We start from the raw sequence: 22,257 nt of genomic DNA on the forward strand, positions 1-22,257 counted from the left end.
TTCACACTTTTCAATGAAAATTGCTAATCATTTTCACGATGAGCTAAGTAGACTGGCCGCCATTAATATCGAGGCACTTGTACTACATGGCTGAATTCGAAACCACTTTTGCAGATCTGGGCCTGAAGGCTCCTATCCTTGAAGCCCTTAACGATCTGGGTTACGAAAAACCATCTCCGATCCAGGCTGAGTGTATCCCACACCTGCTTTCTGGTCGTGACGTGCTGGGCATGGCCCAGACTGGTAGCGGTAAAACTGCGGCGTTCTCGCTGCCGCTGCTGAACAACATCGATCCGGACCTGCGTGCACCGCAGATCCTCGTTCTGGCTCCAACCCGTGAACTGGCTGTTCAGGTTGCTGAAGCCATGACGGAATTCTCTAAACATATGCGCGGTGTAAACGTGGTCGCCCTGTACGGTGGCCAGCGTTATGACGTGCAGTTACGCGCCCTGCGTCAGGGTCCACAGATTGTTGTCGGTACGCCGGGCCGTCTGCTGGATCACCTGAAGCGCGGTACGCTTGATCTCTCTAAACTGAGCGGTCTGGTACTGGATGAAGCAGATGAAATGCTGCGTATGGGCTTCATCGAAGACGTAGAAACCATCATGGCGCAGATCCCGGAAGGTCATCAGACCGCTCTGTTCTCTGCAACTATGCCAGAAGCGATCCGTCGCATTACCCGCCGCTTCATGAAAGAGCCGCAGGAAGTGCGCATTCAGTCCAGCGTCACCACTCGCCCGGACATCAGCCAGAGCTACTGGTCTGTGTACGGCATGCGTAAAAACGAAGCGCTGGTTCGTTTCCTGGAAGCGGAAGATTTTGATGCGGCGATTATCTTCGTTCGTACCAAAAACGCGACCCTGGAAGTGGCTGAAGCCCTGGAGCGTAGCGGCTACAACAGCGCAGCGCTGAACGGCGACATGAACCAGGCTCTGCGTGAGCAGACGCTGGAGCGTCTGAAAGACGGTCGTCTGGATATCCTGATCGCAACCGACGTGGCAGCACGTGGTCTGGACGTTGAGCGTATCAGCCTGGTTGTGAACTACGACATCCCGATGGATTCCGAGTCTTACGTTCACCGTATCGGCCGTACCGGTCGTGCGGGTCGTGCTGGCCGTGCGCTGCTGTTCGTTGAAAACCGTGAGCGTCGTCTGCTGCGTAATATCGAACGCACCATGAAGCTGACCATTCCAGAAGCTGAACTGCCAAACGCAGAACTGCTGGGCAAACGCCGTCTGGAAAAATTCGCCGCGAAAGTACAGCAGCAGCTGGAAAGCAGCGATCTGGATCAGTACCGTGCACTGCTGTCTCAGATTCAGCCGACCGCTGAAGGCGAAGAGCTGGATATCGAAACTCTGGCTGCAGCACTGCTGAAAATGGCACAGGGCGAACGTACGCTCATCGTTCCACCAGATGCGCCGATGCGTCCTAAGCGTGAGTTCCGTGACCGTGACGATCGTTTCGAACGTCGTGGTGACCGCAACGATCGTGGTCCACGTGGTGATCGTCCAGAGCGTGGTGGTGAAGACCGTCCACGTCGTGAGCGTCGTGACGCGGGCGATATGGAACTGTACCGCATTGAAGTGGGCCGTGATGATGGTGTTGAAGTTCGTCACATCGTTGGCGCGATTGCTAACGAAGGCGATATCAGCAGCCGTTACATCGGTAACATCAAGCTGTTCGGTACTCACTCTACCATCGAACTGCCAAAAGGCATGCCGGGTGAAGTTCTGCAGCACTTTACGCGTACCCGCATCCTGAACAAGCCGATGAACATGCAGCTGCTGGGCGATGCGCAGCCACGCCCTGACCGCGGTGGTGAACGTCGTGGCGGTGGTCGCGGTTTCGGTGGCGAGCGTCGTGAAGGTGGTCGTAGCGAAGGTCGTGGTGGTGAAGGTCGTCGTTTCTCCGGTGAACGCCGTGAAAACCGTGGCCCACGTCGTGAAGAAGGTGCGAGCCGTCGTCGTTTTGGTGACGCGTAAACCCTGCGTTTCTGACGTAAAGTAAAATATACAGCCCCGATACATGCTATCGGGGCTTTTTTTATTCCTTTTGTACTCTTGTACTGGTACAGTGCTGCGCATTAAAATTCAAACCACATTTTTGACTGGAGTAATGGCTGTATGGCGACACTAACCACCACCCAAACGTCACCTTCGCTGCTTGGCGGCGTGGTGATCATCGGCGGAACCATCATTGGTGCGGGGATGTTCTCCCTGCCTGTGGTCATGTCCGGTGCGTGGTTCTTCTGGTCGCTGGCGGCGCTGGTGTTTACCTGGTTCTGCATGCTCCATTCCGGGTTGATGATCCTTGAAGCCAACCTGAACTATCGCATTGGCTCCAGCTTCGACACCATCACCAAAGACCTGCTGGGGAAAGGCTGGAACCTGGTGAACGGGCTTTCTATCGCGTTTGTGCTCTATATCCTGACCTATGCGTATATCTCCGCGAGCGGCTCGATACTGCATCACACCTTCTCGGAGATGTCGCTGAACGTGCCGGCGCGTCTGGCCGGGCTATGCTTCGCGCTGGGCGTGGCGTTTATTGTCTGGATGAGTACCAAAGCCGTGAGTCGCATGACGGCGATCGTGCTGGGCGCAAAGGTCATCACCTTCTTCCTGACGTTTGGCAGTCTGCTCGGGCATGTGACACCCGCGACGCTGTTTAACGTGGCGGAAGTGAACACCTCTTACACACCGTACCTGCTGATGACCCTGCCGTTCTGTCTGGCATCGTTTGGCTATCACGGTAATGTGCCAAGCCTGATGAAATACTACGGCAAAGATCCGCGCACGATTGTGAAGTGTCTGGTTTACGGCACGCTGCTGGCGCTGGGGCTGTATGTGATTTGGCTGCTGGGAACGATGGGCAACATCCCACGTCCGGAATTTATCGGCATTGCGCAGAAGGGCGGAAACATCGATGTGCTGGTGCAGGCGCTGAGTGGCGTGCTGAACAGTCGCAGCCTGGATCTGCTGCTGGTGGTCTTCTCTAACTTTGCAGTAGCAAGCTCTTTCCTTGGAGTAACGCTGGGCCTGTTTGACTATCTGGCGGATCTGTTTGGTTTTGATGATTCTGCGATGGGGCGCTTCAAAACCGCACTGTTGACCTTCCTGCCGCCGATTGTGGGCGGTCTGCTGTGGCCGAACGGCTTCCTGTACGCCATCGGCTATGCCGGACTGGCGGCAACCATCTGGGCGGCGATTGTGCCGGCGTTGCTGGCGCGTAAATCACGTAAACGCTTCGGTAGCCCGAAATTCCGCGTCTGGGGCGGCAAGCCGATGATTGCCCTGATTCTGGTGTTCGGTATCGGCAACGCGCTGGTACATGTGCTGTCGAGCTTTAATCTGTTGCCAGTGTATCAGTAAGTCTTTGTGCCGGATGGCGCTACGCCTTATCCGGCCTACGGGTTCCTGTAGGCCCGGTAAGCGAAGCGCCAGCGGGCAAAACAATGGCTACCCCACCAGCTCCTCTTTCACCTGCATCGCTAAATCAAACGAATGCAAACGTGCCTGGTGATCGAAAATCTGGCCGTTAACCATAATCTCGTCCGCCTGCGTCTCTCGCAGCACCGCTTCCAGCCCGTGACGCACTTTCGCCTTATCACCTACCAGCGACATGCTCAGCGCCTGCTGCACGCCATACTGCTCTGACGCAGACCACAGCTGATGCATATTTTCTACCGGCGGTGGAAGCTGTCCGGTTTCGCCGCGACGCAGCTTCACAAAGGCCTGCTGCATGGAGGTAAACAGGAATTCCGCGTCGCGATTGCTGTCGGCGGCAATGATGTTGATGCACACCATTGCGTATGGCTTCTCCAGACGCCCGGACGGTTTGAAGTTCGTGCGATAAAGATGCAGTGCCTGGTGCAGCATATCCGGCGCGAAGTGCGAGGCAAACGCAAACGGCAGTCCCAACTGCGCGGCAAGCTGCGCGCTGTACAGACTTGAGCCTAACAGCCACACCGGGATCTTCTCGCCATAACCCGGCACCGGCCGCACGTGCGGGTTAGGGTCACGCGCGTCGAACCAGTCAACCAGTTCAGCCACATCACGCGGGAAGTTATCGATATCACCGCTCATATGGCGGCGCAGGGCACGCATGGTCGGCTGGTCACTGCCTGGGGCACGGCCAAGCCCTAAATCAATACGGCCCGGATAGAGGGTATTGAGCGTACCGAACTGCTCGGCGATCACCAGCGGGGCGTGGTTGGGCAGCATCACGCCGCCGGAGCCCAGGTGCAGGGTCGTGGTGTTTGCTGCCAGATAACCAATCAGTACCGAGGTGGCGGCGCTGGCAATGCCCACCATGTTGTGGTGCTCCGCCAGCCAGTAGCGGTGATAGCCGCGCTTTTCAGCCAGTTGAGCAAGATCGAGAGAGTGTGAAAAGGCCTCTCGCGCTGAGGAGCCCTGTGGGATCGGTGCCAAATCCAGCACCGAGAACGGAATGGTTTTATCAGTCATAACAGCTCACTTTGTCGACAGCGTATCTTTTAATAGTGCATTAAAAATGAATACACGTTGTTAACAAAGCGAGCTTTTTTTAAACCTGTAACTCCAGCCCTGCCAGTCGTTTCCAGTAACCATTGCAATCGCTGTTCGCCGTCAGCGGCAGCGGTGATGCGCCGTGTTCATTGGCGCGGAAGGCATCCAGCATCGCAAATACGCTGGTATCCAGCGGCGACAGACGCACCATATCCACCAGACCTTTCATCGACGCCAGCTCGTTGCCAAGGTTATACACGTAGCCGCTCATGGTCTGAATGCCGTTCAGGACAAATACCTGCTGATTCTCCTGAGAAAGCATACTGCGCCCGTTCGGGTACTTAATGCAGCAGGTTTCGCACTCGTCTTTCGGGCGGTCTTCCGAGCGTGCGGTAAAGCAGCGGGCGGAGTAGGCCAGCGGCAGATGACCGTAGCTCAGCACTTCCACTTCAAACTGGTTGCGAATGCCTAACTCATCGCACTGGTCCAGCAGATTCACCAGCCAGTCGCGAGAAAGCTCCACCGGCATGCACCAGCGCGTCATTCCCTGTTTGAGCAGCAGGCGCAGGGTCACTGCGTTATAACAGTTCAGCGCATGTCCGGCGACAAACGGCAGCTTGCGTTCGGCGCACATGTTCACCACACCCAGGTCGCTTGCTTCCAGCAGGAACTCACCGTTCTCGACGTAGCGTTTCAGTTCGCCCAGTTCGGACGAGGCCTGCACCAGCGCGAGCGTGGAGAGGACTACCTGTTTGCCGCTTCCGGCGAGGCTTTTCGCCATATCCAGCCAGTCGCCTACTTTGGTGGCGCGGCGCTTGCTGCAGACGGCTTCACCGAGATAAATCACATCGGCACTGCTGGTTGCCGCCTGTTGGTAAAAGTCTGCCAGCGTCTCTTTTGGCCAGTAGTAAAGCACCGGCCCTAATGAATATTTCATGGTTATCTCACTGCCATTTACGGTGGTACGCACCAAGCGTGGTTTGTGTGCCTTCGGACATCGCGCCAAGCGTCTCCATCCAGGCCGGTTGCGGAGCATAGTTCTGCGGGTCGGCCATGCAGCGGTCAATGGCCTGACGCCACACTTTCGCCACCTGGCTCACGTAGGCCGGGCTGCGCTGGCGTCCTTCAATTTTCACCGAGGCAATATTCGCCGCCAGCAGTTCCGGCAGCAGCTCCAGCGTGTTGAGGCTGGTTGGTTCTTCCAGCGCGTGGTAACGCTCGCCGTCGACCAGGTAACGGCCTTTACACAGCGTCGGGTAACCTGCGTTTTCGCCGTCCTGGTAGCGGTCGATCAGCACGTCGTTCAGGCGAGACTCCAGCCCCTGCGGGGTTTGCTGCCAGCGAACAAAGCGGGCAGGCGAGCAGGCACCTACGGTGTTCGGTGATTCACCGGTTAAATAGGAAGAAAGATAACACCGCCCTTCGGCCATAATGCACAGGCTACCAAAGGCAAAAACTTCCAGCGGCACTGGCGTGACGCGCGCGAGTTGCTTAACCTGATGAATAGAGAGCACACGCGGCAGCACCACGCGGGCGACGTCAAAGTGTTGATGGTAAAAACGCACCGCTTCTTCGTTGGTGGCGGATGCCTGAACAGAGACGTGGCGCTCAATATGCGGATAACGTTCTGCCGCATACTCAAGCATGGCGAGGTCGGCCAGGATTAACGCGTCGGCACCCAGTTGTGCCGCCATATCCACCGCGCGCTGCCAGCGGGCGTAGCCATCAGGATGGGCAAAGGTATTGATGGCAATATGCAGCTTACGGCGATGCTGATGAACGAAGTTAACGGCTTCCTGGAGCTTTTTTTCCGTAAAGTTAAGACCAGCAAAATGGCGGGCGTTAGTATCATCTTTCAGCCCGATATAGACCGCATCGGCCCCATTTTCGATGGCCGCCTTAAGCGCCGGAAGGTTTCCGGCAGGGCAGAGCAGCTCCATAATTTATCCTGATGTTGTCGATCGCAGCGATCGCAAAATTGTTAACGAACTGGGATTTTAATTAACCCATACGCGACAATTTTTGATTTAAGGCAGCTAATGGCGTATTGATGACACCAATAATGAGGTACACCGGACGACAGTTTGTTGATTTACGCCGCTATGTTCTCGCAGGGATATGGCAAAATAACAGGACTATAGATATCAGGGAGTAAAGCTCGTGCTGGATAAACTGCGTTCACGTCTCGTACAATTTGGCCCATCAATGCTGAGCGTACCGGTAAAACTGGCACCGTTTGCGCTAAAACGCCAGGTGCTGGAGCAGGTGCTGAGCTGGCAATTCCGCCAGGCGCTGCAGGACGGCGAGCTGGAGTTTCTGGAAGGCCGCTGGCTGAGTATTAATGTCCGTGATATTGGGCTGCGCTGGTTTACCTCGGTCGAGAACGACCAGTTAATTGTGCAGGAGTCCGCTGAGGCGGACGTGAGCTTTAGCGCCAATGCCAGCGATCTGCTGATGATCGCGGCACGTAAGCAAGATCCGGATACACTCTTTTTCCAGCGCCGTCTGGTCATTGAAGGTGACACGGAACTCGGCCTGTACGTTAAAAATTTGATGGATGCTATTGAGCTGGATCAGATGCCAAAAGCACTGCGTATCATGTTGATGCAAATGGCAGATTTCGTTGAGGCTGGGTTGAAAACCCCGCCGGAAAGTAAACACACTTCAGTAGGTGAGCCATGCTGATTCGAGTCGAAATTGGGATTGATGCACCAGGTATTGATGCGCTGTTACGCCGCGCTTTTGCGAGCGATGCGGAAGCTCAACTGGTTCACGATCTCCGCGAAGACGGCCTGATTACACTGGGGCTGGTTGCCACCGATGACGAAGGTCAGGTGGTTGGCTATGTTGCTTTCAGCCCGGTTACCGTTCAGGGCGAAGAGCTACAGTGGGTAGGAATGGCACCGCTGGCGGTTGATGAACACTACCGTGGGCAGGGGCTTGCGCGCCAGCTGGTTTACGAAGGGCTGGATTCACTGAACGAGTTTGGCTACGCGGCGGTTGTTGCGCTGGGCGATCCGGCGTTTTATGGTCGCCTGGGCTTCGAGCAGGCGGCGCATTACGATCTGCGCTGTCGCTGGCCGGGCACTGAATCCGCGTTCCAGGTGCATCGTCTGGCGGATGACGCGCTGAATGGGGTTAATGGTCTGGTGGAATACCACGACCATTTCAATCGCTTTTAATCAGGCTTTCGCGTAGCGCCTCAAAGGAGCCATCTCCGGTGACGAGGCGCTCTTTCTGGCGCTTTGTGAGCTGCTTAATGCGGTATTCCAGCCTGAGCGCCAGCGATCTGTCGCCCACGGCGGCAGAAAAGGCCAACTCTAATTCCCCTTTCCCCCGCAGCGCTTTTGCCCCTTTTCCCGTTTGATGTTGCAGGAAACGCCGCGCCACATCGGTGGTGATCCCGGTGTAGAGTGCGTTATCAGCCGTTCGGACAAGATAGAGAAACCAGCACACGGTATAAAGTTCAGTATGTTAAGGTGAACGCACCATAGCACGAGAGAGAACGAAAATGGAAACACTGGTCGCCATCAACCGCTGGCTGGCGAAGCAGCATGTTGTTACCTGGTGCGTGTATAGCGAAGGGGAGATGTGGTGTGCGAACGCGTTCTACTTCTACGATCCTGAGCGCGTTGCTTTCTATGTCATGAGTGAAGACAAAACGCGTCACGCGCAAATGACGGGCCAGCAGGCAAAGGTTGCAGGTACGGTTAACGGCCAGCCGAAAACGGTCGCGCTGATCCGCGGCCTGCAGTTTAAAGGGGAGATCCGTCGCCTCGACGGAGAAGAGAGCGACGCGCAGCGTAAACGCTATACGCGCCGCTTCCCGATTGCCGCTGCCTTAAACGCCTCGGTGTGGGAAATCCGCCTCGATGAGCTGAAATTTACCGACAACACGCTGGGCTTTGGCAAAAAGCTGCACTGGTTACGCGCCGAGCAGGCGTAGCGCTTCACGGTTGAAGGCGGGCAGATCGTCCGGGGTTCGGCTGGTGATCAACTGATCCTTATCGTTAACCACCTCCTGATCGTAAAACTCCGCGCCCGCATTTTTCAGATCGATAACGATCGGTTTCACGGCGGTGAGCTTACGCCCGCGTACCACGTCGGCGCTGATCAGCAGTTGCGGGCCGTGGCATATGGCAAAGACCGGCTTGCCAGTGTTAACGAAATCGCGGGTGAAGGTCACGAAGCGTTCGTCTCCGCGCAGGGAATCCGGTGAATGGCCGCCGGGTAACAGCAGGGCATCGAAATCAGACGGACTGACGTTATCAATAGATTCGTCAATCGTCACGCTGGCTTCGCCTTTGTGGCCTTTCACGGTTTTACCCGCCTCTTTCTCAATGGTGATGACCTCATGTCCCGCCTTGCGGAATGCCTCTGCAGGAGAGGTGAACTCTGAATCTTCAAACTCGTCGGTAATCAGGACTGCGATTTTTTTACCCATGGTTCCTCCGTTGTTTTCGCTTCAGACTGTTTATTTCCCGTTTGTGGTAAATACTTACCTGAACAGACTTTTAAGTGTGGTAGAGCTGGTTGAAATCGCAAACGGACAATTCTGTAAAGGGGGAGAGATGAGCCAGGTACTGATTACAGGTGCAACAGGGCTGGTGGGTGGACACCTGCTGCGGTTGCTGCTCCAGGAGCGCAAGGTGAATTACATCGCTGCGCCGACGCGTCGCCCGCTTGCTGACATATCCGGCGTCTTTAATCCCTGTGATCCCCAACTGACTGATGCGCTGGCGCAGGTGCAGGACCCGATTGATATTGCTTTTTGCTGCCTCGGTACGACGCGTCGCGAGGCGGGCAGTAAAGAGGCATTTGTCCACGCCGACTACACGCTGGTGGTGGATACCGCCCTGACGGCGAAAAAGCTGGGTGCGAAACATTTCCTGGTGGTTAGCGCGCATGGCGCGAACGCAAGCTCGCCCTTCTTCTACAACAAGGTGAAGGGCAAGATGGAAGATGCGCTGATTGCGCAAAACTGGGAACAACTGACGATCGTGCGCCCCTCTATGCTGCTTGGGCACCGCGACGAACGCCGTTTTAACGAGTCGTTTTTCGCCCCTCTGTTCCGCATCCTTCCCGGTAACTGGAAATCCATCGAAGCACGGGATGTGGCGCGCGCGATGCTGAAAGAGGCGTTAACTCCCTCGAAAGAGGGTGTGAACATTATTCCTTCGGCAAAACTGCGTGAAATCGCGCAGGGCGAGGCGTAAACTCCCCGAGCTTATTAAATAATACTCTCCGGGGAATGCTATGACTGGTCAGTCTTCATCTCAGGCGGCAACACCTGTTCAGTGGTGGAAGCCCGCACTCTTCTTTCTCGTGGTCATCATTGGCCTCTGGTACGTGAAATGGCAGCCGTATTACGGTAAAGCCTTCACCGCCGCCGACACGCACAGCATCGGTAAATCCATTCTCGCCCAGGCGGATTCCAGCCCGCTTCAGGCAGCGTGGGATTATGCGATGGTCTACTTCCTTGCCGTCTGGAAAGCCGCTGTGTTAGGCGTGCTGCTGGGTTCACTGATACAGGTGTTGATCCCGCGCCACTGGCTGGTGAAAACGTTAGGCCAGCCACGCTTTCAGGGCACGCTACTGGGGACGATTTTCTCTCTGCCGGGCATGATGTGCTCCTGCTGCGCTGCGCCAGTTGCGGCAGGCATGCGCCGTCAGCGCGTGTCGATGGGCGGTGCGCTGGCATTCTGGATGGGTAACCCGCTGCTCAACCCGGCAACGCTGGTGTTTATGGGTTTTGTTCTCGGCTGGTATTTCGCGTTTATCCGCCTGGTTGCAGGGCTACTGACGGTACTGGTGGTGGCGACGCTGGTGCAATATCTGGTGAAAGACAAAACGGTGGAGCCTGCGTCTGTTGAGCTTGACGTCAGCGAGCCGCAGGGCGGTTTCTTCGCCCGCTGGGGCAAAGCGCTGTGGCAGCTTTTCTGGAGCACCATCCCGGTTTATATCCTGGCGGTACTGGTGCTGGGAGCGGCGCGCGTATGGCTGTTCCCGCATGCGGATGGCGCTATTGATAATTCTCTGCTGTGGGTGATTGCGATGGCGGTGGCAGGGTGCCTGTTTGTGATCCCAACGGCGGCGGAAATTCCAATTGTCCAGACCATGATGCTGGCCGGTATGGGCACCGCGCCGGCGCTGGCGCTGTTAATCACGCTACCGGCGGTAAGCCTGCCGTCGCTTATCATGCTGCGTAAGTCTTTCCCGGCGAAAGCGCTGTGGTTAACGGCGGGGCTGGTGGCGTTAAGTGGGGTGATTGTGGGAAGTATTGCGTTGGTTTAAAAAAAAGCCCGGTGGCGCTAGCGCTTACCGGGCCTGCAGTCAGATGTGGATTACTTAATGTAGGTAAACGCGGTGGTGACGTGCTTCACGCCGCTCACCCGGCTGGCGATATCCGCTGCCGCTTTGCCTTCACGTTCCGTCACCAGGCCCAGCAGGAACACTTCGCCGTTCTCGGTGGTGACTTTCACGTTTGAGGATTTCACCTGGTCTGTACCCAACAACTGGGAACGTACTTTGGTGGTGATCCAGGTATCGGACGACGCCGTGCCCAGACCAATCGGCTGGCCCTGACGCACTTCGTTAAACACCTCTGACGTCCCTTCGACACCCATTGCAATCTGTTTGGCGCGGTTGGCGAGATCCATATTCGGTGCCTGGCCTGCCAGCAGCACTTTGCCCTGGTATGCCGTCACGTTGATGCGCGCTTCTTTCTTGATCTGTTCGTCTTTCGACAGCGCACTGTTAACGCGCAGCTCCAGCGTACCGTCATCAACCTGTGTGCCGACAGAGCGCGGATCGGTCGCCGCTTTGGTGCCGACAGCTGCCGTACCCACAACGGCCGCCGCGATACATCCCTGAAGTAGCAGTGCAGACATCACGACTGCGAGGGTCGATAAAGCCTTCATTAGAACTCCTTAATCATCCTGGTGAGGGAAAAGCGTGTTATCGATCAAATCGCATAAACAGTTCACCGTGAGCATATGCATCTCCTGGATGCGAGCGCTACGGTGTGAAGGAATGCGGATCTCCACATCCTGCGGCCCCAGCAGACCGGCTAGCTCACCGCCGTCATAGCCGGTTAACGCAACGATGGTCATATCGCGGGTCACCGCCGCTTCAACGGCTTTGACGATATCCCGGCTGTTGCCGCGCGTGGAGATGGCCAGCAGCACGTCTCCGGTATGGCCTAAGGCGCGCACCTGCTTTGCGTAAATCTCGTCATGCAGACGATCGTTTGCAATCGCAGTTAAGACCACATTATCGGTATTTAGTGCAATAGCAGGCAAACTTGGACGTTCTGTTTCAAAACGATTGATCATGCTGGCAGCAAAATGCTGTGCGTTGGCGGCGGAGGTGCCATTGCCACAACAGAGGATTTTGTTGCCGTTGAGCAGAGACTGGACCAGCGTCATCGCTGCGCGGGAGATCGCATCCGGCAGGGCTTCTGCCGCGGCAATCTGCGTTTGAATGCTTTCCGTGAAGCACACTTTAATTCTTTCGAGCACGTTATCCCTTTTAAATCTTAATTATGCGTCTTCGCCAAAAGCGTTTTTCAGCCAGTCGATCTCGTTTCCGGTGAAGGCTACCACATCGAACCGGCAATCCACAGTATCAAAACTCCCATTATGGCGGGCAAGCCACAAGTGGGCAGTCTGTAATAATTTATGTTGTTTGGCGAGCGTCACGCTGGCGGCAGCACCGCCAAAACGGGACGACTGTCGGAAACGCACTTCTACAAACACGGTGACCTGACCATCTTTCATAATCAGGTCGATTTCGCCGCCACGTCCACGCACGTTGGCGGCGATAAAGCGCAGTCCTTTGCCTTCAAGCCAGCGACGCGCTTTTAACTCCCACGCATCGCCGGTCTGTTTGCGGCTTAACTGGCCGGGACGATCTGCCCCTGCTGGTATTTGAGCCATGATAACTTCCTGTTAATCACACAATCCTGAGTGGCGGTCAGATCGCCGGTGTTGCCGTTAAGCTCAAAGCCCGGCACCTGACGCATCTGGGTAAAGTGGTTTGCCAGCGCCCATGCATCCACGCCCATGGCGTACAGACGCGCCAGAGAGTAGTCGTTACGCACTGCGCTCAGCGCCTGCTGCATCAGCGCCGGGTTGCTGCCCGCCAGCATGGGGATCTCGCTGTACTGCAAGCCTTCCATTTCCAGACGGAAATCCGGGCCTGCCGTGCCTTGCGCGCTGCGCGAGCTGGCATAGAGCGTTGCACCGCTCTGGCTGCCATTACGCATCGCGATCATTGGCTTGATAAAGGCGATCTCTTCCGGCGTGGCAACGATATAAGCCGCATCCACTTTGCCACCACCGCTGATCTGCGCATCGGTTGGCGGGGCAGGGATAGTCAGGCCACCGATGGTCACGCTCTGCTGCTGCGGCAGGCTTGCGGTGACCGGACTACCGTTGAGCGCAATACCCGCGCCGCCGTTTACGCCTGCTCTCAGTTCAGAAGCAGAGCCAAATTTCTGCTGCAGCACTACGCCACCGCCGATCTTCTGCCACTCTTCGGCAAACGCAGTTGCCACGCGGTCACCCAGCGCACTGCGTGGGATCAGCAGTAAGGGGGCCTGTTTCCCCTGCTCGTGAATGTGACGTGCTGCATCGCGGGCTTCGTCTTCAGGAGAAAGCGCGAAATAGCAGATGTTAGCGCGGTTCTGCACCTGCTCAGGCTGGTTGAGCGCCAGCACGTTCAGCGTGGTATTGCTTTTCATCAGCGCTTCGACGTTATTTTTCAGCAGCGGGCCAACAACGATACTGGCCCCGTCCTGCTGAACCTGCGCCAGAACCTGGTCAAGCGGCTGTGCGCTGGTGTCGTAAATTTTCAGCTCAGCACCAGGGTTAGCGCTGGTGGTTGCAACAGCCTGTGGCTGTGCTGCCGGTTGCTGTTCTGGTTGAGTTGTCTGCGGTGGCGTCTGTTCCGCATCGACCGGAGCCTGAACGGCAGGTGCAGGTGCAGGTGCCGCAGCCGGAGGCGTGGTCGGTGCCGTGACCGGGTTCTGCATTGTGCCCTGCGCAGGCGTTTGTGCAGTGGTCAAATCGCTGGTCTCTGCCGCAGAAGGGCTGACAACATCGTTCACATTCGCTGCCTGCGCCGCCTGCATTGGAACCGCACTGCCGGTCACCGCAGTCGTACCGTTTTTCGCGGCTTCAAAACCCTGCTGAATGGTACGACCAAACACCGCTGCCTGGCCGTTCAATGGCAGTAGCAGGGCGATTTTGCTGGTGGACGCGGGTTTAAAGTTCTGCACATTCACCAGCTGCGTTGGCAGCATTTTGGCACCAGGATTTTGCGGATAGCGGGTCTGCCAGTCGGTGATACCGGCTTTCAGCATGTTGGGATCGCTGCGGTTGTTGAACCACATTTGCTGTAGATCCAGCCAGCCCTGCAGCACGTTCTCATCCGCGTTAATGACCAGAGTCTGGGCTTGTTCCTGGGTCATGGAGGCCAGCGCCTGCCAGGTGGCATCGATATTTTTTTGCTTATCCGCACCGCTAAGCAATGGCTCTTGCGCGATCAACGCGCGAAGAAGTTGCAGAGAAGGACGCCCCTGCTCCGCCGTGATGCCCGCCTGCCAGAAACGGGCCTGCTGGTTTTTATCCAGTGCGCTCAGGTCAATGTTGCCGAGGGTCTTTTTCGCCGCCGCGTAATCTTTCTGCGCCACTTTCAGCTCGGCAGACAGTAAGCTCTGCTCACGACGCTGTGTGTCGTTAAGATCCTGCGGCAACTGGTTGAACAGTTCGGCGGCCTGCTGCGTTTTGCCTTCTTTCAGCAGTGCACGAATGGCGAGTAATTGCCAGTTGATCCTGGTATCATTTGAGCTCTGCGACATTTGTTGCAGATAAAAGCCAGAATCAGCCTGAGCGGAACCCTGCATATGGGCAGTGCTCTGGTCGGGTGCCTGGGTGCCACAGCCTGCAAAGATCAGGGCTGCCAGCAGAAGCGGCACGCTGCGCGCGGCTTTTGTTCGAAGAAACGTTAACGGTACCATACTGTATCCAGTGATTTTTTACGCAATGCTCAATATTAAATCGGCAATACGGACTAAACAATGAAACAACACGAAACGGCAGATAATTCTCAAGGCCAGCTTTATATTGTACCTACTCCTATCGGGAATTTGTCTGATATTACCCAACGTGCGCTGACCGTATTGCAAGCTGTTGATTTAATTGCCGCTGAAGATACCCGTCATACGGGGCTACTGCTGCAACACTTCGCAATTAACGCCCGTTTGTTTGCCCTGCACGATCACAATGAGCAACAAAAAGCCGACACGCTGGTCGCGAAGCTGAAAGAGGGGCAGAACATTGCGCTGGTCTCCGACGCGGGGACGCCGCTGATTAACGATCCTGGCTACCATCTGGTGCGTACCTGCCGTGAAGCGGGCATCCGCGTGGTGCCGTTGCCGGGGCCGTGTGCTGCCATTGCGGCGCTAAGCGCTGCGGGTCTGCCGTCCGATCGTTTCTGCTATGAAGGTTTCCTGCCAGCTAAATCCAAAGGCCGTCGCGATGTGTTAAAAGATCTGGAAGCCGAACCGCGCACGCTGATTTTCTACGAATCCACCCATCGTCTGCTGGAAAGCCTGGAAGACATGGTCACCGTCTGGGGCGAAGGCCGCTACGTGGTGCTGGCGCGCGAGCTGACCAAAACCTGGGAAACCATCTACGGTGCGCCAGTGGGTGAATTGCTGGCGTGGGTGAAGGAAGACGAAAACCGTCGCAAAGGCGAAATGGTGCTGATTGTTGAAGGGCATAAAGCGGAAGAGGATGCCCTGCCAGCCGATGCGCTGCGCACGCTGGCGCTTCTGCAGGCAGAATTGCCCCTTAAGAAAGCGGCTGCGCTGGCGGCTGAGATCCACGGCGTGAAGAAAAATGCGCTGTATAAGTATGCGCTGGAGCAGCAAGGGGAGTAAATTTTTACTCGTTTGTTTTGCCGGGCAGAGCTGCGCTTGCCCGGCTTATAAACTTGAAACTATCAGCATCAATCCCGGAAAAGACAAATAAGCATATCTGTCCGGCATTTTTCTACATTGAGCAATAAAGACAAGACGTTTTTGGATGTAACCAAAGGAAGGACGCCGGTACTTTCGTTGAAACTTTTCTTTCTCTCAATGCCGAAAACGCTTGTTGCTTGCCTTCACCTGCAACCAGCAACAATACTTCTTTTGCCGCCAGTATATCTTTCAAGCCTAGTGTAATGCCTTGCTCGACAGGTCTGTCGGCCTGTTTAAGCATATCGTGCAAGCGAGTACGCTCATCAAGAGAAGTAATATGACAAGCAGGCTCCAGCCATTCATCCGGTTCGTTTAGACCCAGATGCCCGTTTTTGCCAATGCCTAACACACAAAGATCTAAACCACCGCACTCCGCAATTTCCCTGACAACGCGGGCCGACTCTTCGTGATCCGCTTTGTCGGGTGTAAACGCTATATAACGCTCAGGCTCAATGCCGAGTGGCTTAAGAAGATGCAGTTGCAGGAAAGCCTCGCAAGTCGCAGGGTTATCAGGTGCTAAACCTACCCATTCATCCAGCTTTACAAAGGTCACTCGACTGACATCTGCCTTTTCTGATTTTACTTTGTCAACGAAACGTTGATAGGTCAGTAATGGGGTTGCCCCCGTAGCCACGCAAATCACCGCATTGGGCTTACGCTGAACCAGTGCCAGTAATTGCTCGCTGGCGGCTTCGCTAACGCTTTCATAATCAGGATATTCCTGAAAAGAGATCATGTTCATTTAAAGAACTCCGAATGCCGAGCCGGCAATGGCCAGCACAAACGTAATGGCAATCAGCAGGACAGGATGCGCTTTCTTCACACGCAGCAGGTAATACATCAGCAAGGTATATCCCATCGGTAAAATATTGGGGAATACCTTGTCGAAGAAATCCTGCTGGAGTGCAACATTATGGGTGCTGTCGATGGCAAACGTAGTCACTACATTGATATGGACGTACGAGGCGATCAGTCCGCCAATAACCGTAATACCCAGTATGGTTGCCGAACGGGCAATCATCTGCGAATTTTCCCGCACCTTATCAATCGCCTTGATTCCGACGGTGTATCCAACATGCGTCCAGCCGACACGCAGGAAGAAAATCGCGAGATAGACGGCGAAGAAAAGGATGGGTCCCAATAAATTTCCCTGGCTGGCAAATGATGAGCAAATCCCGGCCATAATCGGCAGCAATGTAAACCAAAAAATTGCGTCACCAATCCCGGCAATTGGCCCGAAGAGAGCCACTTTCAACCCTTTTATCGTGCTGCGGTTTTCACCTTTCTCTTCCATTGAGATCAGCAAGCCCATCAGGAAACCCACCAGATTTGGATGGGTATTAATAAATTCCAGATGATCTTTCATTGCGGCGCTCAGACCATCTTTATCGTCTTTGTAGATCTTTTTGAGAATGGGCAGCATAGCCCAGGTAAACCCACCAGCCTGCATACGTTCGTAGTTAAAACTTGCCTGAAGCAAAGAAGAGCGGAATCCCAGGCGAGTAATATCTTTTTTACTGATTTCAGATCCCATTGCTGTAGTCCTCTTCATCGTTTTTTACGCTCGCAGCTGGAGGCTGGGCGGCATTTCTGGATTTAGCGTTAAAGAACTCATACACCGCGAACCCGGCACCCAGTACGGCGACAGGCAGCAAATTACTGACCTGGATATAACAGACGAACAAAAACCCGGCGATCAGATAAGGGATATACTGTGCTTTAAACATCACGCGAAGCAGCAAACCAAAGCCCACCGCAGGCAGGATACCGCCTGCGACTTCAAAGCCATGTGTAAGCCAGCCGGGCATGGCTTTTACCAGAGCCTGCATTGCGCCCTGTGCAAGGTAGGTACAAAGAAAAGCGATAATGGCGTAAGTGCAAGCGACAATGAGCGTTGTCGTCCAGTTGAGACGAGCAAACGCCGCAGTATTAGCCTCTTTCGCACATTTATCCGCCCTGGACATAAACAGTGAAAATGCCGAGTAAAAGAACAGGATGACGTACTGCATCAGCAGGCTAAATGGCAGACCAAGTCCGATGGCTGTTTTAGCGTCAACTCCCGTTGACCAGGCGATAACGGTGGTCATTACCCCAGCCATGATGGGATTGGGCGGCTGCACGCCTCCGGCCGGGGTTAGCCCGGCAAAAGCCAGTTCCGTCAGGCCGCCGGTGATCAAGCCAATATGGATATCGCCCAGAATCGCGCCTGTAAGTGTACAAACGATGATAGGGCGAAATAGAAAAAGAGCTTCCAGCCAAAAATCGATTCCCAAAATGAAGACTAATGCTGCCAGAGATAGACCCTGAACTAATGTTATTTCATGCATTTTATTGCCTCGTAATCGTGACCCGTTTTTTAGAATGTCGAGACAGCACAATTAGTCAGGAATGCCTTCTTTCGCATCACCAGGCACATCCTGAATAAAGATGTTTACGCCACTTCGTTTAATAAAACGAAGATCGTTCAGATCGTTATCGTCGACATAAACTTTGCTGCTGATTTGTCTCTTTCCTTCAGAAAAATGCATATTCCCCACGTTGACATCTTTCAGCGATACGCCACCTTCAATCAATTTTTTCACTGTTTCAGGCGTTCGACAGATCAGGAAAATTTTTTGATGTGGTGCGGCCTTAGCGATAATGGCCGTGGTTTTTTCAACAGAAAAAAACCGGATACCAAACCCATAGGTTTCTGCTGTTATTCCCATTAGCTTTTGCTGGATTTCGTCTTTTGCCACTTCATCATCAACGACTATCAACAAGTTCGCGCCAATTGTGGATGTCCAGGTCACACCTACCTGTCCATGTACCAGGCGATTGTCGATGCGAGTCAATAAAATATTCGGTGTACTCATATCCTCTGCTCCTAAACATTTTCTGGTGTTTACACATTTACACCGTCACAGGGTTCAACGTTAATTTATCCGCCGAACCGCAAACGATAATTTTGCTTCTGACCACTTCTTTCATCGCGTCCATGCCAACGCGCATGTAGAAACGTGGATCGTTACCCTGTGGATTTTCGGCAAACCAGGCTTTGACCGCGTCAGAGAAGGCAATTTTCAGCTCAGTTGCCACGTTGACTTTGCAGACCCCCAGTTCAATGGTACGGCGTACATATTCATCTGGCACATCACTCGCGCCGTGCAGTACCAGTGGAACCGTCACTACATCACGGATCTCGGCCAGTCGCTGGAAGTCAATTTTAGGGCGTTTGGTATACAGGCCATGCGCGGTTCCGATGGCGACGGCAAGGCTGTCGACGCTGGTCAACTCAATAAAGCGTTTTGCTTCCTGTGGGTCGGTCAGAAACGCGCTTTCGGCGTCGACGCTCATGTCATCTTCTACACCGCCCAGACGGCCCAGTTCGGCCTCGACGCTGCAGTCGTTGAGGTGGCAAAAATCAACCACGGATTTCACCAGCTTCACGTTTTGCTCAAACGGATAATGACTGCCGTCGATCATCGCACTTCGCACGCCAGCGTGGACCTTGCGACGAATATCGTCCAGTGATTCGTGGTGATCGAGATGCAGCGCCAGCGGCATGTCGTAGGTGATAGAGTACGCACTGCACAGGGCGTAGATCTCTTCGAGCGCAATATGTTTAAAAGTGCCCGGCGTGCCGGCGAGGATCACTGGCGAACGCATTTCGCTACACACTTCGAGGATCGCCTGGATCGTTTCGGCATTATGGATGTTAAATGCAGGAACGGCGTAACCTTTTGCCTGTGCATCCTGCAGAAGATATTTAGTTGAGATAATACTCATGATGCGATCCTCTTAAGCCTGCCACGGATGAATAATCACGCCCTGCACCACACGGTTGACTGTGCCGCTGGCTGATGGCGAATCCGGGGTGTTGCCTACATTCAGGGACTGGGTCAGGGCAAAAACCTGGGCGTACATCAGGAAGCAGAACGCCTGCTCCACATCGATAAACATGCGTGAAGGCGGCAGCAGAATATGCGGGCCCGCTTCGATGACCGGATCGGTTTCGGCGGCAATGGCGACCACGTGCATGGCCTGACGATCACGGCGCAGTTCTGCCAGCAGATCCAGATCGTATTGACGGGTATACGGATGGCTGGAGACAAACACGACGACCAGCGTTTTGTTATCTATCAGTGACTTCGGCCCGTGGCGGAAACCGGTGGGGGAATCATAGAATGCCGCCAGTTTGCCTGCGGTCAGCTCCAGCACTTTCAGCGCCGATTCACGCGCCGCGCCCTGTAGTCCACCGCTTCCCAGATAGACGATCCTTTTCCACGGATCGTTGCCGAAGACGCCGTGGCTGAAATCCCCAAGTGAGGTGAGGATCGCCTGACAGCGATCGGCCACGTCCCGGAACGTTGTGCTGTTGATCCGCTCCGGTGCAAATACGGCCAGGCAGCTTGCCATCATGGTGGTAATGCTGCTGGTCATCGCGAACCCGCGATCGTGCGTTTCAGCTGGCATCAGCAGTGCATAAGCGTTATCACTGTCGACGGCATTCTGGTACAGGCTTCCCGCCTCATTGCAGGTAATCGACAGGTGATAGCACTCCGGCACAAACTGGTCCGCCAGCTTAACGGCGGCTACGCTTTCAGGGCTATTGCCGGAACGGGCAAAAGAGACCAGCAGCAGTGGGTGTGCGGGGCTGAAGTAATCCATCGGGTTCGTGACCAGATCGGTCGTCGGTACGGCGGTGATGTTTTTACCGGTGTGGCTGGCGAGCCATGGCGCAATAATGTCGCCGATAAATGCGGAGGTGCCAGCGCCCGTCAGCACAATCTGCAGATCGTCCTTGCGCAGCAATGGCGTCAGGAAACTGTCGATCGACGAACGCAGGTTATCAATATTATTGAGCGAGCGGACCCAACAGGCGGGCTGCTGCAGTATCTCTTCTTCGGTCCAGGTGCCGGTGGTCGTGGCGGTTTTGATTTCTGGCATAACTCAGTCCTTAGTCTTGTGAATTCCACATCAGACGCTGGTAAACGTGCCGATGTCTTTCGTTTCGTTTCACTTGTTCACTTAATCAGTTAAATAAAATCTATAGAAAAGAAATCGAAAGTTCAACAAAAGAAAAGAAATAAAACGAAAAGTGTGATCGTAAAAGGAAAGCGAAGAATTAAGGAAAGGAAAAGAAAGGCCTTACGATCTTATGTCGTAAGGCCAATGGGGCACACAATGAAAGGGCTAAAGGGGGAGAGCCTGGCCCTGAATCCAGATCTGCTGGAGGAGTAAATCTCCGCCCAGCGCGATGATATTTGCGCGTTTGCCCGGCACTAACGATCCGAGATGTCTATCAATACCCAAAAGGCGGGCAGGATGTAGTGAGGCCATATGGATAGCGTCTTCGGCTGTTATCCCCGCGTGTTCCACCATATTTCGCACCGCGGCATCCAGCGACAATGTGCTGCCCGCCAGCCCACCGGAAGCGGTACGGACCACGCCGTTTTGCATCATGACCTCTTCGCCGCACAGCGAATACTGTCCGTCGGGCATACCTGCAGCCTGCATGGCATCGGTGATCAGTACTACCCGTTCTTTCGCACAACAGCAGCACAACTGCATCGCACCAGGGTGGACGTGATGCCCATCAGCGATCAATTCCAGCCATGCGCGTTTATCCGTAAGCCCTGCGCCCACCATGCCAGGTTCCCTGTGGTGCAGCCCCGTCATGCCGTTATAGCAGTGCACCAGCCCGTCAGCGCCTGCGTCAAAAGCAGCACGGGTTTGAGCATACGTGGCGGCGCTGTGTCCGAGCATGACCCGTATGCCTCGCTGTTTAAGATGGCGAATTGCCCGCAAAGCGCCGGGTTTTTCCGGTGCCAGCGCCACCACGCGTAACGTATTTTGCGAGACTGCAATCAGCGCATCCAGCTCGGGGATCTCCAGCTCCCGGAACAGCCCTGGCGGATGTGCCCCTTTGTTCTGCGGGGTAAAGTACGGGCCTTCCAGATAACTGCCCAGAACCTGTGCGCCAGGGCCACCGGACTGACAGCGTCGGGCAATTCGCGTTAGCGCCGCGTGAATGGTTTCCAGCGGCGCAGTGACGGTGGTCGGTAAAAATGCGCCTGCACCTTCACGCGCCTTATGCATAGCCAGAGTGTCCAGTACATCGGGTGCATCATCCATGACATCCACGCCCGCACCGCCGTGAACATGGGTATCGATATAGGCCGGGCAAAGCAGTTCAGCATCGCGGGTGGTCACGCCCGCAGGGATGGGTTCAATCGCCGTGATGACCCCATCTTCAATACGGAGCTGGTGGTCTTCAAGCCAGCCCTGTTCGGTAAGCAGACGACGCGCACGAAGCCGTTGGCTCATATCCCTTCCTCAGCGGGCGTTTCCTCACGGCAGCGTCCCAGTTCATCCACCAGGCTGGTCAGGCCGCGATGGCCACACTCCAGCGCCTGCAGACGAAACGCTTCGCTGCTTAACCCGTCGCGCTCCAGCACCATCTCAAGCAAAAGCTGAAGATTAGTGCCGGTAATGACTTCGCAACCCGGTCTTTGCATGGCGAGCGTAGAAGCAACACGAAACGGCGTCCCGCCCAGCAGATCGGTGAGAAACACAATATCGTGTTGTCCGTCCAGGTCGCTCACCGCCTGCTCAAGCTGAACGGTTAGTAGCGCGGTCGTTGACGTTTCAGGAAAATCTATGGCGATAAATTGCGGCTGTTCGCCGAGGATCTGCTTCATCGCTTGCTCAAGCCCGCTGGCAAAACCACCGTGACCCGTCAAAATAATGCCTAACATCGTAACC

General features: G+C 55.0%; 26 protein-coding genes. 9 read left to right on the forward strand and 17 right to left on the reverse strand.

Annotated elements, in window-relative coordinates; genetic code table 11:
- Nucleotides 1-13 precede the first annotated feature (13 nt).
- The 3 genes from yrbN (at nt 14) to mtr (ending at nt 3,368) form a co-directional block, all read left to right on the forward strand.
- Nucleotides 14-94 (forward strand): protein YrbN, encoded by an 81-nt coding sequence (gene yrbN, locus ABGB15_RS02900; protein WP_097397692.1) that lies wholly within the window; start codon nt 14-16, stop codon nt 92-94.
- A complete protein-coding gene (locus ABGB15_RS02905; RefSeq protein WP_152082399.1) occupies nt 87-1,982 on the forward strand; it encodes a DEAD/DEAH family ATP-dependent RNA helicase in 1,896 nt (631 codons plus the stop codon). Before yrbN ends, ABGB15_RS02905 begins: the two co-directional genes overlap by 8 nt.
- Before the next feature lie 141 nt (nt 1,983-2,123).
- Nucleotides 2,124-3,368 (forward strand): tryptophan permease, encoded by a 1,245-nt coding sequence (gene mtr, locus ABGB15_RS02910; RefSeq protein ID WP_152082398.1) that lies wholly within the window; start codon nt 2,124-2,126, stop codon nt 3,366-3,368.
- A gap of 87 nt (nt 3,369-3,455) precedes the next feature.
- On the opposite strand, the gene ABGB15_RS02915 is transcribed toward mtr, so the two are convergent.
- The 3 genes from ABGB15_RS02915 to ABGB15_RS02925 all read right to left on the reverse strand — a co-directional run bounded on the left by ABGB15_RS02915 (nt 3,456) and on the right by ABGB15_RS02925 (nt 6,424).
- Nucleotides 3,456-4,463 carry a luciferase-like monooxygenase gene (locus ABGB15_RS02915; RefSeq protein ID WP_152082397.1) on the reverse strand — a complete coding sequence of 336 codons (1,008 nt, stop codon included), beginning with the start codon at nt 4,461-4,463 and terminating at the stop codon, nt 3,456-3,458.
- Between the two features lie 79 nt (nt 4,464-4,542).
- Nucleotides 4,543-5,421 carry a U32 family peptidase gene (locus tag ABGB15_RS02920; RefSeq protein WP_215722438.1) on the reverse strand — a complete coding sequence of 293 codons (879 nt, stop codon included), beginning with the start codon at nt 5,419-5,421 and terminating at the stop codon, nt 4,543-4,545.
- A 7-nt stretch (nt 5,422-5,428) separates the two neighbouring features.
- Complete coding sequence (locus tag ABGB15_RS02925) at nt 5,429-6,424, reverse strand: peptidase U32 family protein (protein ID WP_152082395.1); 996 nt, start codon at nt 6,422-6,424, stop codon at nt 5,429-5,431.
- A 220-nt stretch (nt 6,425-6,644) separates the two neighbouring features.
- Between ABGB15_RS02925 and ABGB15_RS02930 the strand changes: the two genes are divergently transcribed.
- Both ABGB15_RS02930 and ABGB15_RS02935 read left to right on the forward strand, forming a co-directional pair.
- Entirely contained in the window at nt 6,645-7,169 is a 525-nt protein-coding gene (locus ABGB15_RS02930; RefSeq protein ID WP_152082394.1) for an SCP2 domain-containing protein, read from the forward strand.
- Complete coding sequence (locus ABGB15_RS02935; protein ID WP_152082393.1) at nt 7,163-7,666, forward strand: GNAT family N-acetyltransferase; 504 nt, start codon at nt 7,163-7,165, stop codon at nt 7,664-7,666. The genes ABGB15_RS02930 and ABGB15_RS02935 overlap by 7 nt, the downstream gene beginning before the upstream one ends.
- Here the strand turns inward: ABGB15_RS02935 and ABGB15_RS02940 are convergent.
- Entirely contained in the window at nt 7,653-7,940 is a 288-nt protein-coding gene (locus tag ABGB15_RS02940) for a GIY-YIG nuclease family protein (protein WP_152082392.1), read from the reverse strand. The genes ABGB15_RS02935 and ABGB15_RS02940 overlap by 14 nt on opposite strands.
- Before the next feature lie 55 nt (nt 7,941-7,995).
- On the opposite strand from ABGB15_RS02940, the gene ABGB15_RS02945 reads away from it, so the two are divergent.
- Nucleotides 7,996-8,430, forward strand: coding sequence for a YhbP family protein (locus ABGB15_RS02945; protein WP_215722439.1), 435 nt, complete (start codon nt 7,996-7,998; stop codon nt 8,428-8,430).
- Here ABGB15_RS02945 and ABGB15_RS02950 read toward each other — a convergent pair.
- Entirely contained in the window at nt 8,410-8,928 is a 519-nt protein-coding gene (locus ABGB15_RS02950) for a type 1 glutamine amidotransferase domain-containing protein (RefSeq protein WP_152082390.1), read from the reverse strand. The two genes, ABGB15_RS02945 and ABGB15_RS02950, sit on opposite strands and share 21 nt — an antisense overlap.
- A 127-nt stretch (nt 8,929-9,055) precedes the next feature.
- Here ABGB15_RS02950 and ABGB15_RS02955 point away from each other — a divergent pair, with 127 nt between their 5' ends.
- Both ABGB15_RS02955 and ABGB15_RS02960 read left to right on the forward strand, forming a co-directional pair.
- Nucleotides 9,056-9,700: an NAD(P)H-binding protein gene (locus tag ABGB15_RS02955; RefSeq protein WP_215722440.1), complete on the forward strand. Its 645-nt coding sequence runs from the start codon at nt 9,056-9,058 to the stop codon at nt 9,698-9,700.
- 40 nt (nt 9,701-9,740) lie between these two features.
- Entirely contained in the window at nt 9,741-10,778 is a 1,038-nt protein-coding gene (locus tag ABGB15_RS02960; RefSeq protein ID WP_215722441.1) for a permease, read from the forward strand.
- A 50-nt stretch (nt 10,779-10,828) separates the two neighbouring features.
- Here ABGB15_RS02960 and dolP read toward each other — a convergent pair whose 3' ends face one another.
- Genes dolP through ABGB15_RS02980 form a run of 4 tightly spaced genes read right to left on the reverse strand, consistent with a single transcriptional unit; the run spans nt 10,829 to nt 14,505 of the window.
- Entirely contained in the window at nt 10,829-11,404 is a 576-nt protein-coding gene (gene dolP / locus ABGB15_RS02965) for a division/outer membrane stress-associated lipid-binding lipoprotein (RefSeq protein ID WP_152082387.1), read from the reverse strand.
- A gap of 9 nt (nt 11,405-11,413) precedes the next feature.
- Nucleotides 11,414-12,004 carry a DnaA initiator-associating protein DiaA gene (gene diaA / locus ABGB15_RS02970; RefSeq protein WP_045331019.1) on the reverse strand — a complete coding sequence of 197 codons (591 nt, stop codon included), beginning with the start codon at nt 12,002-12,004 and terminating at the stop codon, nt 11,414-11,416.
- Nucleotides 12,005-12,025: 21 nt separating this feature from the next.
- Nucleotides 12,026-12,421: a YraN family protein gene (locus ABGB15_RS02975; RefSeq protein ID WP_152082386.1), complete on the reverse strand. Its 396-nt coding sequence runs from the start codon at nt 12,419-12,421 to the stop codon at nt 12,026-12,028.
- Nucleotides 12,379-14,505, reverse strand: coding sequence for a penicillin-binding protein activator (locus ABGB15_RS02980; RefSeq protein ID WP_215722442.1), 2,127 nt, complete (start codon nt 14,503-14,505; stop codon nt 12,379-12,381). The genes ABGB15_RS02975 and ABGB15_RS02980 overlap by 43 nt, the downstream gene beginning before the upstream one ends.
- Nucleotides 14,506-14,565: 60 nt before the next feature.
- On the opposite strand from ABGB15_RS02980, the gene rsmI reads away from it, so the two are divergent.
- Nucleotides 14,566-15,429, forward strand: coding sequence for a 16S rRNA (cytidine(1402)-2'-O)-methyltransferase (rsmI, locus tag ABGB15_RS02985; protein ID WP_152082384.1), 864 nt, complete (start codon nt 14,566-14,568; stop codon nt 15,427-15,429).
- Nucleotides 15,430-15,541: 112 nt separating this feature from the next.
- On the opposite strand, the gene ABGB15_RS02990 is transcribed toward rsmI, so the two are convergent.
- From ABGB15_RS02990 to agaF, 8 genes are all read right to left on the reverse strand, one after another.
- Nucleotides 15,542-16,246: a galactosamine-6-phosphate isomerase gene (locus ABGB15_RS02990; protein WP_215722513.1), complete on the reverse strand. Its 705-nt coding sequence runs from the start codon at nt 16,244-16,246 to the stop codon at nt 15,542-15,544.
- 6 nt (nt 16,247-16,252) lie between these two features.
- Nucleotides 16,253-17,044 carry a PTS galactosamine transporter subunit IID gene (agaD, locus tag ABGB15_RS02995; RefSeq protein WP_152082383.1) on the reverse strand — a complete coding sequence of 264 codons (792 nt, stop codon included), beginning with the start codon at nt 17,042-17,044 and terminating at the stop codon, nt 16,253-16,255.
- Nucleotides 17,034-17,837, reverse strand: a complete 804-nt coding sequence (agaC, locus tag ABGB15_RS03000) for a PTS galactosamine transporter subunit IIC (RefSeq protein WP_152082382.1) — start codon at nt 17,835-17,837, stop codon at nt 17,034-17,036. The genes agaD and agaC overlap by 11 nt, the downstream gene beginning before the upstream one ends.
- A gap of 51 nt (nt 17,838-17,888) precedes the next feature.
- Nucleotides 17,889-18,365 (reverse strand): PTS galactosamine transporter subunit IIB, encoded by a 477-nt coding sequence (agaB, locus tag ABGB15_RS03005; protein ID WP_152082381.1) that lies wholly within the window; start codon nt 18,363-18,365, stop codon nt 17,889-17,891.
- Nucleotides 18,366-18,402: 37 nt separating this feature from the next.
- Nucleotides 18,403-19,278 carry a tagatose-bisphosphate aldolase subunit KbaY gene (gene kbaY, locus ABGB15_RS03010; RefSeq protein WP_215722443.1) on the reverse strand — a complete coding sequence of 292 codons (876 nt, stop codon included), beginning with the start codon at nt 19,276-19,278 and terminating at the stop codon, nt 18,403-18,405.
- 12 nt (nt 19,279-19,290) lie between these two features.
- Nucleotides 19,291-20,439, reverse strand: coding sequence for an SIS domain-containing protein (locus tag ABGB15_RS03015; protein ID WP_152082379.1), 1,149 nt, complete (start codon nt 20,437-20,439; stop codon nt 19,291-19,293).
- A gap of 246 nt (nt 20,440-20,685) precedes the next feature.
- Entirely contained in the window at nt 20,686-21,819 is a 1,134-nt protein-coding gene (gene nagA, locus ABGB15_RS03020; protein ID WP_215722444.1) for an N-acetylglucosamine-6-phosphate deacetylase, read from the reverse strand.
- Nucleotides 21,816-22,250 carry a PTS galactosamine/N-acetylgalactosamine transporter subunit IIA gene (gene agaF, locus ABGB15_RS03025; protein ID WP_215722445.1) on the reverse strand — a complete coding sequence of 145 codons (435 nt, stop codon included), beginning with the start codon at nt 22,248-22,250 and terminating at the stop codon, nt 21,816-21,818. Before agaF ends, nagA begins: the two co-directional genes overlap by 4 nt.
- Nucleotides 22,251-22,257 lie beyond the last annotated feature (7 nt).

It is taken from the genome of Enterobacter sp. MALB-1, assembly GCF_041021625.1.
Lineage (GTDB): Bacteria > Pseudomonadota > Gammaproteobacteria > Enterobacterales > Enterobacteriaceae > Enterobacter > Enterobacter oligotrophicus.